Below are 16,129 nucleotides of genomic sequence, written 5' to 3' on the forward strand. Positions count from 1 at the left end.
GCCAGGGCGCTTGGATGGGGGGCCGGGCCGTCAGGTGGCTACCGCGCCGAGGGCGGGTGGTGGTAGGAGCCCGAGACCTCATTGACAGGGGAGCAGTCCATGCGGGCGTTCGTCACCGGTGGTTCCGGTTTCGTGGGCAGGTACCTTCTCGCGGCGCTCAAGGCTCGCGGCGACGAGGCTCGCGCGTTGGCGCGCTCGCCGGAGTCCGTCGCGACGGTGGCGGCGGCGGGGGCGGAGCCCTTCGAGGGCGACCTGTCGGACGTGGCGAAGCTGCGGGAGGGCATGGAGGGCTGTGACACCGTCTTCCACTCGGCCGCGCTGGTGAAGTCGTGGGCGCCTCGCGCGGAGTACTACGAGGCCAACGTGCGCGGCACGGAGCGGGTGCTGGAGGCCGCGCGCGCGGCGGGCGTGAAGCGGCTGGTGCACGTCAGCACGGAGGCGGTGATGGCGGACGGCACGCCGCTGGTGAAGGTGAACGAGACCTGGCCGCTGCCGGAGCGCCCCATCGGGGACTATCCGTCCACCAAGGGCGAGTCCGAGCGCCGGGTGCTGAGCGTGAACTCCGCGGACTTCACCACCGTGGCGGTGCGTCCGCGCCTCGTCTGGGGACGCGGGGACACGTCGGTGCTGCCGCAGATGGTGGAGGCGGTGCGCACCAAACGCTTCAAGTGGGTGGGGGATGGTCGCTACCTCACGTCCACCTGCCACGTGGCCAACTGCGTGGAGGGCATGCTGCTGGCGGCGGAGAAGGGCCGGGGTGGCGAGGCGTACTTCCTCACCGACGGCGAGCCGGTGGTGTTCCGCGACTTCGTCACCGCGATGCTCAAGTCGCAGGGCGTGGACCCGGGCAACAGCACGATTCCCTACGGGCTGGCCGCCACGGTGGCCACGCTGGCGGACCTGGCGTGGGGAACCTTCGGCCTGCCGGGCCGCCCGCCGCTCAGCCGCACCGAGGTGCTGCTGATTGGACGCGAGGTGACGGTGAGCGACGAGAAGGCCCGCCAGGAGCTGGGTTACGAGGGGCGGATGCCGCGCGCCATCGGCCTGAAGGAGATGGAAGCGGAGTTCCAGGAGCGGTCATCGCGCGCGGCGTGAGGCGCGACACGTGCGTGTGCGCTAGCCTTGTTCGCGGCGGCTGACACACGAGGAGGATGGGCCATGCGAAGGTTCGAGTTCGTCGAGGGAACCAGCTCCAAGTTCTGGCAGCCGGAGGTTCAGGGCAACCTCTTCATCGTCACGTTCGGGCGAATCGGCACCGCGGGGCAGCGCAAGGAGAAGGCGTTCCCCGACGCGGCTGGCGCCGAGCGTGAGTACGAGAAGAAGGTCGCCGAGAAGGTGCGCGAGGGCTACCAGGAGGTGACGGCTGGTGGCGCCGCGGCCACTCCAACCCCGGCCGCCGCGCCGCGTGCGCCCGAGAAGGTTCCGCTGCCGCGCCGCGTGCCCGTCGCCACGCCCACGCAGGAGACGTTCAAGGCCGCCGCGGATGCGCTCGCGGCGCTGCGGGCGCGCCTGGGCTGGCGAAGCTGGGAGGTGACGTCACGGGCTCGAAGCGCTCGCAGGGCGCTGCGGGCCCTGGGCGGCGTGGACCCGGCCGCGCACGCGGAGCTGGCCGCGACCTTCGATGCGCTGATGGCGCGCGTCGTCGCCACTCCGAAGGAAGGCCGGCTGCCGCTGCGTCACGCGCTGGGGCTGCTGAGCGAGCTGGACGTGGCGGCCTTCTCCCGCGCAGTGGAGGCGTGGCGCCGCGCACCAGAGACGGAGGCGCTGGCCATGGTGCGGCGGGCGGAGTCGCTCGGTGAGCCGGAGCTCGCGCTGCGGCTGGGGCTGCTGCTCGCGGAGCGTCCCGGCATGAAGGGCAGCGCGTCCGAGGAAGGCTGGGGCAAGCGCTGGGGCCAGTTGCGCCCGCATGTCGAGGCGAAGCTGTCCTCGTCGGGTGGCTCGCTGACGGAGTGGGTGAAGGGTGTGAGCCCGGGCAGCGATACGCAGCTCGCCGGTCGGCTCTCGCGCCTGGAGGCGTGAGGCGCGACGCGGCGCGAGGGGGACGCATCGACACATGACACCCAGGGTTCTCATCGTCGTCGGGCTCTTTCTCGCGCTGGGCGGGGTCCTCTTTCTGTCCGCCGACCGGGAGCCCCAGCCTCGGGGTGTGCAGGAGGCCGGCACGTCGACGCCCACGCCGCCCCGTCCTCCGAGGCCCGGCCAGGTGGTGGACATCTCCTTCCTCTACAGCACGGAGAAGAAGGAGTGGGTGGAGGCCGTGGCGGAGGACTTCCAGCGTCAGCATCCCCACATCCGGCTGAAGCTGATGGGGCGCGGTTCGCTGGATGCGGCGCAGGCCATCCTGGATGGCCGTGAGCAGCCCACGGTGTGGAGCCCGGCGGACAGCGCGGTGTTGCGCATGCTGGCCTCCGACTGGGCCACGGACCCCACGCGGGGGCCGTTGTTCGCGGAGACGGGCGAGCAGGCTCCGCGTCCGCTGGTCATCACGCCGCTGGTCTTCGTGGTGTGGGCGGACCGGGCGGAGGTGCTGCGCAAGGCCAGCGGCGGCGGCGCGGTGTCGTGGAAGGTGCTTCAGAAAGCGGTGACGAGTCCCCAGGGCTGGCCCGCGATTGGCGGCAAGCCGGAGTGGGGGTTCGTGAAGCTGGGCCACACGGACCCCACGCGTTCCAACTCCGGACTGCAAGCGCTGCTGCTGGCCACGCTGGAGTACTACGGCAAGCGCGGCGGGCTCACGGTGGCGGACCTGTTGGACCCGCGCTACCAGGACTGGATGAAGGCGCTGGAGCGAGGCGTCACGCGCTTCGAGCCCTCCACGGGCACCTTCATGGCGGACATGGTCCGCTTCGGCCCGTCCCGCTACGACATCGCGGTGGTGTACGAGAACCTGGCCATCGCGGAGCTGTCGCACGCGCAGGGCCGGTGGGGCGAGCTGCGGGTGTACTACCCGGCGCTCACCCTGTGGAGCGACCATCCGGCGGCGGTGCTCCAGGCGGACTGGGTGACACCCGAGCAGAAGGCTGCGGCGCTGGAGTGGCTGCGCTATCTGCAGAGCCGTCCGGTGCAGGAGCGCGCGCTGGAGTTCGGCTTCCGCCCCGCGGACCCGGCCGTGCCGCTCAAGACGCCGGACCCGAACAATCCCTTCACACGGCTGGCCCCCCATGGGGTCCGCGTGGACGTGCCTCCCGTGGCGGAAGTTCCCGAAGGCCCCGTGGTCCGCGACCTGCTGACGTTGTGGTCGCGGGTGTTGACCTCCGGTCGTTAGCGCCTCGGGCCTCCCCGACGTCTGCCGTGCCCCGGGGGATGGGGGCGCGGCTCAATCCTTCACATCCAGGTCGTCGCGTACCTGTCACTGCACCCCTGGCGCCGAGCTTGGACCGGTGGGTGCGAGTGCTCCTCGGGCGTGCGGCCGGTCGCCGTCATGTCGGGCCTCGCTGGACTCGAGCCAGGCACGCGGCCACCTTGGCCGCGGGTGAAGGAAGGGGTGCCTCATGATGAGAACCACGCAGGGGATGAGGAAGACCATGGGCGTGTTGGGGGTGGCGTTGCTGCTGGTCACGAGCACGGCCCACGCGTTCAACGACGCGGATGCGCTGAAGGTGGTGGGCTTCGCGCGAACGCAGCTCCGGAAGACAGCCACGGCCATGCCCAGTACGTCTCGCTCACCGAAGGCGTCGCGCGCCGACGGGACGTGGTCGACGGTGGCCAACACGGATGCGGTGGCGTGGACGCAGGGCTTCTTCCCGGGAAGCATGTGGCACTTGTTCCAGGTGGGGCTGGAGCCGTCGTGGCAGCAGAAGGCGGACCAGTGGACGCGACCCCTGGAGGGGCAGAAGACGAACCGGCAGACGCATGATCTGGGTTTCAAGCTGTTCACGAGCTACGGCCAGGCGTACCGGCTCACGGGAGACCCGTACTATCGCGGCGTGCTGCTGACGTCGGCCGAGACGCTCGCGACGCGGTACAACTCACGCATCGGCATCATCGATTGCTGTGATTGGAACTCAGCGTGGGACGTGCCGCTCGTCACGGACACGATGATGAACCTGGAGTTGTTGCTGTGGGCCGCGGCGAACGGGGGACGCGCGGAGCTGCGGACGATGGCCATCAATCACGCGCTCACCACGCTGCGCGATGCGGTGCGTCCGGATGGCAGCTCCTTCCACTACGTGGACTACAACGCCGCGACGGGGGCCATCCGTTCGAAGGGCACGTTCCAGGGGTACTCCACGAACTCCACCTGGGCGCGGGGCCATGCGTGGCTCATCTACGGCTACACCATGGTGTACCGGTACACGGGCGATGCGCGGATGCTCGCGGCCGCGCGCAAGGTGACGGACTGGTACCTGGACAATGTGCCGGCGGACATGGTGCCGAAGTGGGACTTCAACGCGCCGGGGACGCAGAAGGACTCCTCGGCGGCGGCCATCGTCGCCTCGGCGCTTCAGGAGCTGAGCAACCTGGAGACGGACGCCGCGCGCAAGACGCGCTACCGCGACGCGGCGCTGCGCACGCTCGACACGCTGGTGTCACCGGCCTACTTCGCGCAGGGCACCAACAGCCCGGGCCTGCTGCTGCATGGCGTGGGGCACCTGCCCGCCAATCAGGAGATTGATGTCAGCCTCATCTACGGCGACTACTACTTCCTGGAGGCGGTGCTTCGCTTCAACCCGAACCCTCCGTACCCCTGGTACTCGAAGGTCGCCTTCTTCGAGAGCCAGCACCTGCTCGGCACCACGAACACGGGCGTGCGCACCGTCGAGTTCGACGTGACACCGCTCGCATCCTCGCAGGACGGCACGGTGGGCTACACGGACAGCTCCACGTCGGTGACGGGCTACTCCGTGCTGAACATGACGGTGCGGATGAACCTGGACGGGTACTTCGACGTGCGCAATGGCGGGGCCTACGCGTCGCTGGTCCAGGTGCCCTACGTGAATGGGCAGACGTACCACGTGCGCATGGTCGCGGACCTGCCCGCGCAACGCTACAGCGTGTGGGTTCGTCCTCCGGGCGGGAGCGAGGTGCAGATCGCCAACCGGTACGTCTTCCGCACCGGGGCTCCGGCCATCAATGACCTGGGCCGCGTGTCCGTGCGGACGGTCATCGCGGACAGCGACTTCCGAGTGCTGGGGCACACCGTGACTCCCGGTGGAACGACGGCCGCCGGGGTCGCGGAGGTGCTGCCCGGGCCTGTGCGGACGCCGGTGGACTTCGAGCACACGGCGATGTCCGGGAACGAGGTCTCGCCGGTGCTCACGTGGCTCTCGCAGGACGCGTCGTTGCTGTCGCTGCTGGCGGACTTCGAGCGCTGGGGCACCGTGCCGAGCGACCACCTGCCCGGCGACGTGGACGAAGTCGCGGTCGCGGAGGCGGCGCGGGTCGTGGCCAACGAAGCGATGCCGGAAGGCTTCGGCTGCGGAGCCGCGGGCGCGGTGCCTCTGCCACTGCTCGTGCTCGCGCTGCGAAGCTGGCGCAACCGCAGGCGGAAGCAACAGGCCGCGCGCGGCTGAGGCCCGGTGTGACAGCGGCCCGCTCCTCGCTTTGTCGAGGGGCGGGCCGTTCACTCACCTCACGCCCGCCCGGCCCAGGTGCGCGTGGGAGGGCGTGGGGGATGACCGTCAGTCGTCGTTGTCGTCGTCGTGGTCATCGTCCTCGTCGCCATCCTCGTCATCGTCGTCGAAGGCGTCGATGGAGCGGCGCAGGTTGTTCTCGATGGTGGAGCGTGCCGCGTCGTCCCGCGGGTCCAGTCGCTGGCCCTGGCCGTCGACGAACCAGCCGCTCGGGTCGATGTTGATGGTGATGTTCGGCTCTTCTCCGGCCTTCACCTCGAAGCGAGCCTCTCGCTCCTGCTCCAGCCTCACGCTGGAGACGAAGCTGAAGGGCTGCCCGTCGATGTGTCCGTCGATGACCACGGACGCGCCGAGCCGCGCGAGTTCCTGGAGCGCCGCGTCCTCGCCCGCCTCGGTGGTGGAGACCTTGCCGATGTCGAACTCGATTTCGTCGAAGATTCCGGGCTCCACCTCCAGGTTGCCCACGCGGATGACCTGACCGTTCAGGTCCTCGCTCGTCAGGTCGATGAGCAGGGGGCCCACCTCCTGCTCGGAGTCATCATCGTCCCGCGTGCCGTCATCCGCGCCACCCGTGTGGCCGTCGTCGGCGTCGTCACCCTCCAGCTCCAACTCCAGCTCCCGCACGGAGAGTCGGACCCGGTCGATGGTGATGCCAGTGGGGGCCTCGAGCCGCTGCTCGATGTGGCCGGGCGCGGACTGGGCGCCACGCGCGGCGCCGACTCGGGTGCTCAGCCCGACCTTGACGGAATCCGGGTTGCCGCAGGCCGAGAGCAACATGATGGACGTGCACAAGCCAATGAGTCGCATACCGTTCATCTCCTGGTATCGAGAGGACCTGGCGCGCGACTTCTCCGGCCTGGGCCGCACGAAATCCCCTGTTCGAAAAGAAGGAGCATCGGCGCGCTTATCGGCCACATCGCGAGGCGGGGACCTTTCGTGAAGGGGTCGCCTGTGGCCGATAGAGGCCTCGTGACTCCTTCCTGATAGGCGCGGTACTGAATGGGGAGACATGGCCTGTGCTCGTACCCCAGCAACAGCGTGTGTCCGGTGGTCCGGAGCGCCCTTCGTGTGGGGTGCGAGTGCGCGGCAGGAGCCTGCTCGGCGTGTGGGTGAGAGGTGCGGGCCGTGACGGAGGAGGAAATCTCCGCCTGCATCCAGCGCGCGAACGGAGGTGCGCAGGACGCGCACCGCGAGCTGTACCAGCGCTTTCACGCGTCGGTGCGTCGTGTCGCGCTGGGCTACTCCGCGCTGGGCCCGGCGGAAGTGGAGGACGTGGTCCAGGAGACGTTCGTCCGGGCCTTCCGGGAGCTGGCGCGGCTGGAGCATCCCCGCGCCTTCGGGCGCTGGCTGGTGACGATTGCGCGGCACCATTCCCAGGCCCTCAGCCGGGGCGCGCGGATTCGAGGGCGCGCGGCGGAGGACCTGGCGCTGGAGCTGGAGACGAGCATGCCGGCCATTCCTCCTGCCCTCACGCTGGAGCGGCGCGTGGTGGTGGTGCGCGAGCTCATCGAGGGACTGCCCGAGGGCCCGGAGAAGGAGACGGTCCGCCTGTTCTATCTGGAGGGCGAGCTGAGCGCGCGAGAGATCGCGGAGCGTCTGGGGCTGGGCAAAAGCGCGGTGACGATGCGCCTGGAGCGCTTCCGGGCACGGGTGAAGCGTGAGCTGTTGGCGCGGCTGCTGGCCGCGGGAGTGGAGTGAGCCATGAGCGACGCGAGCAGACATCTGGACGCGCGGAGCTGGAAGGCCCTGCGCGACAAGTCGCCCGAAGAGGTGGCGTACTTCTCCACGCATCTGTCCCAGCCCTGTGAGGTGTGCGAGGCGTTCCTCGAACGGAGCGACGAGGACGACGCGTTCGGCGTGGAGTCGTTGGCGGATGAGGCGCTGGGCTCGATGTCCACCCCGCGCGAGGACGCGGTGGGGTGGGCTCGCCTGCGCCGTCGCCTTTGGACGCCACGACGCGCGTGGCTCGCGGGCGCCGTGGCGGTGGCCGCCGCGGCCGTGGTCGCCATCGCGGTGCTCCCCCCGGTGGCGTCGAAGGAGCACGAGGACCGCTCGTGGCGGCTGAAGGGTGTCGCGCCGATGTCCCTGGAGCTGTCAGCCGTGGCGCGCCTGCCGGACGGGACGTTGCACGCGGTGACGGAGGACGCCTTGCTTCCTCCCGAGGCCGTGGTCCTGGTGCGCTATCGCGCCAGCGAGGTCTCCGACGCGATGCTCGTGCTGGAGTCCCCGGAGGGCCCCGCGCAGATGCTGGGCGGCTACACGTTGGAGGCGGGGACGCACGACCTGAAGGAGGCAGGCGAACTGGCGGGTGTGTCCCTGGCCGGGGAGCACGGTCCACGGGTGCTGGTGCTGGCCGCGTGGCCACGGGGACCGCGCTCGGCGGCCGCGAGGGACGCGGCCCTCACTCAACGCCTGGTGCCCGAGGAAGCCGCCCAGGCGAGGCTCCGGCTGCGGGTGGAGCCGGGGTATGTTGCCCCCTGAGCGTGCCTTCGTGAGTCGTCCCTGCTTCCGCGTCGTCCTGTGGCTTGCCTTCGCGTCGCTCTGCGCGTGCGGTGCGGCGAGCGTGGGCGAGAAGGGGCGGGCGGTGCGCGTGCGCCTGGATTCGGCGGAGCTGGCGTCGGCGCACGAGGGCGAGCGGCATGCGCTGCTCATCGGCATCAATCAGTATGAGGACGCCTCCTGGCACGGGCTGCGCTACCCGGGCAAGGACGCGGAGGACCTGGGGCGTGTGCTGGCGGACCCGCGACGCGGCGGCTTCCGCTCGGTGACGGTCCTGACGCGGCCGGAGCAGACGACGCGCGCGGCGGTGCTGCAGGCGCTGCGGACGCTGGCCGCACGGCCCTGGAACCCGAAGGACGTGGTGGTCATCTACGTCTCCGGCCATGGCACGCTCGCGCGGGATGCACGGGGCGACCTCCAGCGCTACCTGGTGATGCGCGACACGCGCTTCCGGGACGTGCAGGGCACGGGGCTGGAGATGGCGGCGCTGGAGCGGGAGCTGGAGCACCTGGGCTCCCGGCGACGGGTGCTGGTGCTGGCCACGTGTCACAGCGGCACGGGCAAGTCGCTCCTTCCCCCGGCGGTGCTCGAGGAATTGGAGCGCACCAAGGGGGCGTTCCCACCGCGTCCGCTGGAAGAGGACAGCCGCGCCTCGCTCGTCCTGTCCGCCAGCGACTGGGGCGAAACGGCGCGCGAGGACGATGCGCTCGCCAATGACATCTACACGCACTTCTTCGTCCAGTCGCTCGACGGCCGAGGGGACCGCAACCGGGACGGCGCGGTGAGTGCGACCGAGGCGCATGACTGGGCGCGCCGCCACACGTGGACCTATACGGAGGGCCGGCAGCGCCCGAGCGCGCGGATGACGGAAGTGGGCGCGGACCCGGTGCTGCTCGCGGGCGCGTTGACCCAGCCCGGGCAGCCGGAGGTCTTCTCCTACAGTCCTCGCCTGGAGGGCTTCACGCTCAAGGTGGATGGCGTGGACGCGGGCGAGCTTCCAGGCGGCGTGGCCTTGCCGGAGGGAAGCCGGAAGCTGGGCCTCCACAAGGGTGGCCAGTTGCTGTGGGAAGACACCGTGGCGTTGCGGGCGGGGGAGCGCCGGGCGCTGGATTCGCTGCTGCGCGAGGTGTCGCACGGCCCCCAGCGCACGGTGGCCCTGGAGGTCGGCGCCCTGGGCTTCCTCGACGCGCGCAGCCGCCGCGAGGTTCTTCCGCCCACGGCGCTGGCGGGCGTGGGGCTGCGGCTGGGGGGCGTGCTGCTGGAGCAGCGGCTCGACGTGGGCGTGGACCTGGCCGCGGGGCAGGGGCGTCGGGCGCTGCTGCTCGACGTGGGCGGAACGGTGCCCGTGCGCCATCGGGTGTTGATGCTCGGCGTGACGGTGGGACCCTCGTGGCAATGGGGTCGGCTGGGGTTGTCCACGGGGCCTCGTGTGGCCGCCTTGTGGTTGGAGCGCTCCTTCCAGTTGGACCTGTTGAGCCAGGACGAGCGCTACCTCACGGTGTGGCCTGGCTGGATGGCGGGAGTGTCATGGCGTCTGGGGACGAGGTTTGTATTGGAGGCGAAGGGCCAGCTTCTCTGGGCCTACGTCCCCGTGGACGGGCGCACTCGCGCGGTGGGTTTTGGTGGCCTGTTTCTGGGCGGAGGATATCGCTTCTGATGCGTGCTCCGAGACGCGTGATGCCGCTGGCGTGGGCGGGCCTGGCCCTGATGGGGGCGTGTGGTGGCTTCAACAACGGGCCGCTGGAGGCGGGCACCGTGCGCGGGCGAATCCTCGGCGCCGAGGCCGACGTGGCGGTGGTGAGCGTGCTGGGCCAGCCCGAGTTGAGGGCGCGTGTGTCGTCGGACGGACGCTTCGAACTCGGCGGCGTGCCGGCCACCTCCGTGGAGTTGTTCCTGGTGGCCTCGCGCACCCGCGCGGCCCGCACGAAGGTGGTGGCGCAAGGCGCGCGCATCACCGAACTGGGTGACATCGACGCGCCCCTGGGCGCCTTCATCACCGTTCGCCTGCGAGACAGCGCTGGCAACGTGCCACCGCGTGGCGAGGTGGAGGTGGAGGGGACCGCGCTGGACGAACTGGAGATGGACGCGTCGAGCGGAGAGGTGCGCGTCGGTCCTCTTCCCGAGGGGTGCTACACGCTGGAGGTCAAGGCGGACGGTCTCGAGGAAGTGGAGGAAGAGGTCTGCGTCCGCCAGGGCGAGGAACTGGAGCGCGAGTTCGTCCTGCGTGAGGACGAACTCGGCGGAGACGACGATGGCGGCGGTGACGACGACGGAGGAGACGAGGGCGGCTGAGTGTCCTCGGCGCGTTCCGTCCCCGGTCAGCGTCCCGTGCGCGCGGCCAGGTCGATGAAGCCTCGAATCCAGATGAGGTTCACCGCGTGGCACGCCTCCATGCTCATGGGCGTGGTGGTCTCCAGCGTCGCCGTGTAGGGCACGCCCTGGCGCGCGTACCAGTCCGTGACGCTGCCGTCGTGGTAGACGATGAGCCCGTCGTCGTCGGTGATGTTCTGCTCGTCGACCTTCTGGTTGCGCACCACCGTCGCGTGTTTGGACGAGGCCTCGACGAAGGGGCGGTAGAAGGCCTTGTCTCCGAAGGTGTACGCGTACGTCGCGGCGCCGCCCAGGTAGTTGTCCTGGTGGATATCCAGCGCCGCGTTCGGCGCCCGGAAGCGCGACAGGTCCGAGCGCACCAGGCGCGTCTCCTTGGGCCCGCCGTCGTAGAGGGCCCAGCGCAGGTGGTCCTGCCCCTCGTTCAGCTCACCCCGCCACTCACCGGGCGCCACTTCATAGCGAAGGAAGTCGTTGTTGGGCTTCTCGCCGGAGCGGTTGTAGCGGGTGCCGTCCTCGAAGCCGGAGGGGTTGATACATGGATACACGCGCAGGCCCACGCCGCGTTGCCGGGCATAGGCCACCACTTCGGGGAAGCGCTCGGCCAGGGTGAGGGGACCCGCGGGTTCTTCCCCGTGGAACCCCGAGGTGATGACCAGCCAACGCTCTCCCGGCACGGTGATGCGGAAGAGCGGGTAGGGCTGTCCGCCCTCCAGGACCTGGCCGTACTCGGCCACTTCTCCAAGGTTCTCGAACGAACGGATGCGTTGCGCGTAGTCGGTGTATCTCACACCTTCAACCTATGCGTGACGCTCCCCGTCGCCTACCCATTCCCACCCATGGTCATGGGTGGGCGTTGAGTGGGGGACGGGCACCGAGGGGGCTTCTCACTCCATGCCGGTGCGCTCACGGAACTCCGTGGCCAGCTCCTTGCGCTGCTCCGGCGTCAGCGTGCCGTGGACCTCCAGCGCGGCATCCGTCGCCTGGTGGGCAAACGCGCGCATCGCGTCGATGCGCTCGTCCACCAGCGCGTGGAGCTTCTGCGCGTCGGGCGTGGTCGACTCGAACTGGGTGACGACCTCCGAGCGCACCGCGTGCTGCTCCTTCGCGAGCTTCGCGCCCTCGTCGAGGAGGCGGTCCTTCACGGCGTTGATGGACTTGCGCTGGGCGTCCGTCGCGTCGATGTCGTCCAACTTGTCGTTCAGCTTCCACGACACCATCTGCTTGATGCGCTCGGGGTTGTGGCCCCAGCCGTGGTGGCCTCCGCGGAAGGCGAAACCGCTGAGCAGGACGACGGCGACGACGGCGGAACCGGCGATGGCGAGCTTCTTCATCATAGGACTCTCTCCGAATGCGGGGCCCGACGCGGGCCCGGGTGGCTTCGCCGTGTTGGCGATGTTGCCCAATGTGCCGGGCCGCTTTTTCGGGCGCTTGTACCGGGCGTGAAGAAGTGTGAAGCCCCCCGGCCCTGGAGTTTCGCCCCGGGTGCGCCCGCCTGGACGGCTGGAGGGAGAGCCGGCCCACCGGCCCTGGGGGCCCCGATTTCGGGCCGCGCCCCGCCTTTCCGCTCCCGACAGAACGACTTTCGAGGCCGATTTCTCGGCCTGTGGGACGGGCCACCCTGACGCGTTCGAGAGAGTAGCGGGAGGCCGGGGCCGAACGTAGTGTTCGGGCCATGTCCTTTACCCACCTCCACCTGCACACGCTCTACTCACTGCTCGATGGGGCCATCCGGATGAAGGACCTCATCAAGACGGTGAAGGAGAAGGGGATGTCGAGTGTCGCCGTGACGGACCACGGCAACATGTTCGGAGCCATCGACTTCTACAAGAAGGCGAAGGACGCGGGCATCAAGCCCATCCTCGGCATGGAGGCGTACGTCGCGGGCGCCAAGGGTCGCGAGGACCGCTCGGAGAAGGTCAACCACCACCTCATCCTGGTGGCGAAGAACGCGGAGGGCTACGCGAACCTGCGCTACCTGTCCTCGACCGCGTACATGCAGGGTTTCTACTACCACCCGCGCATCGACAAGAAGGTGCTCGCGGACCACAGCAAGGGGCTCTTCGCGCTGACGGCGTGCCTGGGTGGTGAGGTGACGAGCGCGTGCTTCCGTGGGGACATGGACCACGCCCGCCGCGCGGCCCAGGAGTACAAGGACATCTTCGAGCCCGGGCACTTCTTCCTCGAAGTGCAGTCCAACGGGATGCCTGAGCAGGACAAGGCGAACGTGAACCTGATGCAGCTGTCGCGGGACATGGACATCCCGCTGTGCGCCACCGCGGACGCGCACTACATCAAGCGCGAGGACGCGCGCGCACACGAGCTGCTGATGTGCATCGCCAGCGGCAAGACGCTGGCGGACAGCAAGCGGATGAAGCACGCCACGGACAAGCTCTACGTCACCAGCCCCACGGAGATGCTGGAGTTCTTCAAGGAGATTCCGGAGGCCGTCCACAACACGCAGCGCATCGCCGAGCAGTGCAACCTGGAGCTGAAGCTGGGCAAGCCCATGCTGCCCACGTTCAAGGTGCCGGACAGCCACACGCCGGACAGCTTCATGTCGGAGCTGGCCTACGAGGGCCTGCGCGAGCGCTTCATCGAGTTGGCGGCCACCGTCAGCTATCCCATCGACCGGGAGGAGTACCAGGCGCGCCTGACGCTGGAGTTGGGCGTCATCCAGAAGATGGGGTTCAGCGGCTACTTCCTCATCGTCCAGGACTTCATCAACTGGGCGAAGAAGATGGGCATCCCCGTGGGCCCGGGCCGTGGCTCCGGCGCCGGCAGCCTCGTCGCGTACGCGCTGCGCATCACCGACGTGGACCCGATTCCGTACAACCTCCTGTTCGAGCGCTTCCTGAATCCGGAGCGCGTGTCGATGCCCGACTTCGATATCGACTTCTGCCAGGACCGGCGGGACGAGGTCATCCAGTACGTCGGCCGCAAGTACGGCGAGATGAACGTGGGGCAGATCATCACCTTCGGCTCACTGAAGGCGAAGAGCGTGCTGCGCGACGTGTGCCGCGTGTTCGCGCTGCCCTTCAGCGAAGGTGACCGCATCGCGAAGCTGGTGCCGGAAGTCCTCAACATCACCTTGAAGGAGGCCATCGAGATGGAGCCTCGCCTCAAGGAGATGATGGAGAAGCCCTCCAACATCGGTGAAGTGGAGGGGCGGCCCGTCACCACGAAGGACGTGCTGGAGATCGCGCTCGCGCTGGAGGGCCTGCACCGCCAGCCGGGCATGCACGCGGCCGGCGTGGTCATCGCCGACAAGCCGCTGTGGGAGTTCGTGCCCGTCTACCAGCCGCCGGGTGAGAAGACGCTCATCACCCAGTTCGCCAAGGACGAGGTGGAGGCGGCGGGCCTGGTGAAGTTCGACTTCCTCGGCCTGAAGACCCTCACCGTCATCCAGCACGCGCTGGATTTGGTGAAGCGCAACCACGAGAAGGACATTCCGCGGCATGAGATTCCGCTGAATGACGACAAGGTCTGGGAGTTGATGGCCAAGGGCGACACGGCCGGCGTCTTCCAGATGGAGTCGAGTGGCTTCACGGAAATGGTGGTGAAGCTCAAGCCGTCCTGCTTCGAAGACGTCATCGCCGCGGGCGCGCTCTATCGCCCGGGTCCTCTGGACTCCGGCATGGTGGACGTCTTCATCAACCGCAAGCACGGCCGGGAGAAGGTGTCGTATCCGCATCCCGCGCTGGAGCCGGTGCTCAAGGACACGTACGGCGTCATCGTGTACCAGGAGCAGGTGATGCAGATTTCGCAGGTCCTGGGTGGGTACACCCTGGGCCGCGCGGACCTGCTTCGCCGCGCCATGGGCAAGAAGAAGGCCGAGGTCATGCAGGCCGAGCGGGCCGGCTTTCTCGAGGGCTGCGCGAAGAACAGCGTCGACCTGAAGGTCGCTGGCGAAATCTTCGACCTGATGGAGAAGTTCGCTGAGTACGGCTTCAACAAGAGCCACTCGGCGGCGTACGGCCTCGTCACGATTCACACTGCGTGGCTGAAGGCGCATTACCCCTGTGAGTTCATGGCGGCCCTTCTCTCCAGCGAGAAGGACAACACGGACAAGGTGGTGAAGCACATCGGCGAGGCGCGCGAGTCGGGCCTCCAGGTGTTGCCGCCGGACGTGAATCAGTCCGACCTCCAGTTCGGCGCGGTGGAGGGGAAGATTCGCTTCGGGTTGGGCGCCATCAAGGGCGTGGGCGAGGGCGCCATCGAGTCCATCCTGGATGCGCGCAAGGACGGCTCCTTCAAGAGCCTCTTCGACTTCTGCGAGCGCGTGGACAGCCGGCGCGTCAACAAGAAGGTGTTGGAAGCGCTGGTGAAGGCGGGCTCGTTCGACTTCGAGAAGCGTCCGCGTCGGCAGGTGTTCGACACGATTGAGCGGGCGATGAACCGCGGCTCATCCAGCCAGAAGGACAAGGCGGCGGGGCAGAGCTCGTTGTTCGGCATGCTGGCGGGGCCCGCTTCGGGCGGCGCCGCGATGAAGGACGACTACGTCGTGGTGGAGGAGTGGTCGGAGAAGGAGCGGCTGGCGCTGGAGAAGGAGGCCATCGGCTTCTACGTGTCTGGCCATCCGCTGCATCAGTACGACAAGGAGCTCAAGCGCTACGCGAAGCCGATTACGTCGGTGCAGCGCGCGCGCAAGGACGACAAGCTCACGGTGGCGGGCGTCGTCACGGTGCTGCGCGAGCGGCCCACGAAGACGGGCAAGCGCATGGCGTGGGTGACGATTGAAGACCTGTCCGGGTCGATTGAGCTGGTGTGCTTCCCGGGCAAGGACGGCACGCGCAACGTCATGGGCAGGGATGGCAAGTGGGCGAAGCAGGGGCCCAAGCCGGGGTTCGAGAACTGGGAGCACCTGCTCAAGTCGGACGACCCGATTCTGGTGACGGGGACGGTGCAGATCAGCCAGCGGGATGAGGACTCGCCCACGCCGGAGTTGATTGTCGACGACATCCAGAGCCTGAAGGAGGTGCGTGAGAAGCGCACCAAGCGGCTGGAGCTGCGCGTGCCGGCGGACCTGCTGACGGAGGACCGCGTGGCGAAGCTGCACGAGCTGGCGAAGAAGTTCGCCGGTGCCACACCCGTGGCAGTGAGTGTGTTGTTCCACGGTGAGGCCGAGGCGCTCATCGGGAACACGTCGCTCAAGGTGCAGGTGCATGACGACCTGCTGCTGGCGGTGGACCGGTTGTTCGGGATGCGGGTGGTGGAGTTCGGCTGACGGTCGATTCGGCTCCTGGGCTGGGCAGGGCACCGCCCGGCCCGTTGCTGTCTGGGGCTCGGTCGGGACCTCGACCTGCGCGAGCGCGTGACTTCCCGTTGGGACCGACAGGGTCAACACCCGTCGCTTCAATGCGTTGCATTGCATTCTCAGCACCTGCCCAAAGAGACGGCGGCTGGAGAGGCATTTTGCGACCATGTCGTAAATCCATGTAGAGCCTGACCCAAGAAGGCGAAGTGCCAGGGTGCCCCGCACGCACCTGGAGCTGGTGAGTCCATGCGCTCCTGCGTGGGATTGGCGTACAATGCGAGGGCATCCACTCCAGGGGGAGCCATGCGACGAAGCGGGGCTCGGGTTCGCGCGAGTCACTCAGCCGAGGTGGGAGGTTTCACTCCCGCGGTCCGGCCCGAGTCGGCCATCAGGCCAGACACGTGGGCGCGACCTTCGGGCGAGACCGGGCAGGTCTCACCGGGCGTCCGTTTCGACTTCAGCCGCATCCCGCTCA

Annotated in this window: 12 protein-coding genes; 9 read left to right on the plus strand and 3 right to left on the minus strand. The window is 68.8% G+C overall.

All coding sequences use genetic code 11. The features are described 5' to 3' along the window. Positions 1–99 precede the first annotated feature (99 nt). From HUA75_RS01890 to HUA75_RS01905, 4 genes are all read left to right on the plus strand, one after another. On the plus strand, positions 100–1,095 hold the full coding sequence (locus HUA75_RS01890) for an NAD-dependent epimerase/dehydratase family protein (RefSeq protein WP_174485388.1): 996 nt from the start codon (positions 100–102) through the stop codon (positions 1,093–1,095). A gap of 63 nt (positions 1,096–1,158) precedes the next feature. Next, on the plus strand, positions 1,159–2,019 hold the full coding sequence (locus tag HUA75_RS01895; protein WP_141640678.1) for a WGR domain-containing protein: 861 nt from the start codon (positions 1,159–1,161) through the stop codon (positions 2,017–2,019). A gap of 34 nt (positions 2,020–2,053) precedes the next feature. Beyond that, positions 2,054–3,262 carry a substrate-binding domain-containing protein gene (locus tag HUA75_RS01900; RefSeq protein WP_174452967.1) on the plus strand — a complete coding sequence of 403 codons (1,209 nt, stop codon included), beginning with the start codon at positions 2,054–2,056 and terminating at the stop codon, positions 3,260–3,262. 226 nt (positions 3,263–3,488) lie between these two features. Beyond that, a complete protein-coding gene (locus HUA75_RS01905; RefSeq protein WP_254627342.1) occupies positions 3,489–5,510 on the plus strand; it encodes a glycoside hydrolase family 88 protein in 2,022 nt (673 codons plus the stop codon). Between the two features lie 108 nt (positions 5,511–5,618). Here the strand turns inward: HUA75_RS01905 and HUA75_RS01910 are convergent, their stop codons facing one another. Then, on the minus strand, positions 5,619–6,377 hold the full coding sequence (locus HUA75_RS01910) for a hypothetical protein (protein ID WP_141640676.1): 759 nt from the start codon (positions 6,375–6,377) through the stop codon (positions 5,619–5,621). Positions 6,378–6,695: 318 nt separating this feature from the next. Here HUA75_RS01910 and HUA75_RS01915 point away from each other — a divergent pair, with 318 nt between their 5' ends. Genes HUA75_RS01915 through HUA75_RS01930 form a run of 4 tightly spaced genes read left to right on the plus strand, consistent with a single transcriptional unit; the run spans position 6,696 to position 10,361 of the window. After that, a complete protein-coding gene (locus HUA75_RS01915) occupies positions 6,696–7,268 on the plus strand; it encodes an RNA polymerase sigma factor (RefSeq protein WP_141640675.1) in 573 nt (190 codons plus the stop codon). A 3-nt stretch (positions 7,269–7,271) separates the two neighbouring features. Beyond that, positions 7,272–8,051 carry a hypothetical protein gene (locus HUA75_RS01920; protein WP_174485389.1) on the plus strand — a complete coding sequence of 260 codons (780 nt, stop codon included), beginning with the start codon at positions 7,272–7,274 and terminating at the stop codon, positions 8,049–8,051. Beyond that, positions 8,038–9,726, plus strand: coding sequence for a caspase family protein (locus tag HUA75_RS01925; RefSeq protein ID WP_174485390.1), 1,689 nt, complete (start codon positions 8,038–8,040; stop codon positions 9,724–9,726). Before HUA75_RS01920 ends, HUA75_RS01925 begins: the two co-directional genes overlap by 14 nt. After that, entirely contained in the window at positions 9,726–10,361 is a 636-nt protein-coding gene (locus tag HUA75_RS01930; protein ID WP_174485391.1) for a carboxypeptidase regulatory-like domain-containing protein, read from the plus strand. The genes HUA75_RS01925 and HUA75_RS01930 overlap by 1 nt, the downstream gene beginning before the upstream one ends. Positions 10,362–10,387: 26 nt before the next feature. Here HUA75_RS01930 and HUA75_RS01935 read toward each other — a convergent pair whose 3' ends face one another. Further along, a complete protein-coding gene (locus tag HUA75_RS01935) occupies positions 10,388–11,188 on the minus strand; it encodes a hypothetical protein (protein WP_174464556.1) in 801 nt (266 codons plus the stop codon). Positions 11,189–11,284: 96 nt separating this feature from the next. After that, positions 11,285–11,734 (minus strand): Spy/CpxP family protein refolding chaperone, encoded by a 450-nt coding sequence (locus HUA75_RS01940; protein WP_174485392.1) that lies wholly within the window; start codon positions 11,732–11,734, stop codon positions 11,285–11,287. Positions 11,735–12,072: 338 nt separating this feature from the next. On the opposite strand from HUA75_RS01940, the gene dnaE reads away from it, so the two are divergent. Then, a complete protein-coding gene (gene dnaE / locus HUA75_RS01945; RefSeq protein WP_141640669.1) occupies positions 12,073–15,624 on the plus strand; it encodes a DNA polymerase III subunit alpha in 3,552 nt (1,183 codons plus the stop codon). The last annotated feature ends 505 nt before the right edge of the window (positions 15,625–16,129 follow it).

Source organism: Myxococcus sp. CA040A (assembly GCF_013336725.1).
Taxonomy (GTDB): domain Bacteria; phylum Myxococcota; class Myxococcia; order Myxococcales; family Myxococcaceae; genus Myxococcus; species Myxococcus llanfairpwllgwyngyllgogerychwyrndrobwllllantysiliogogogochensis.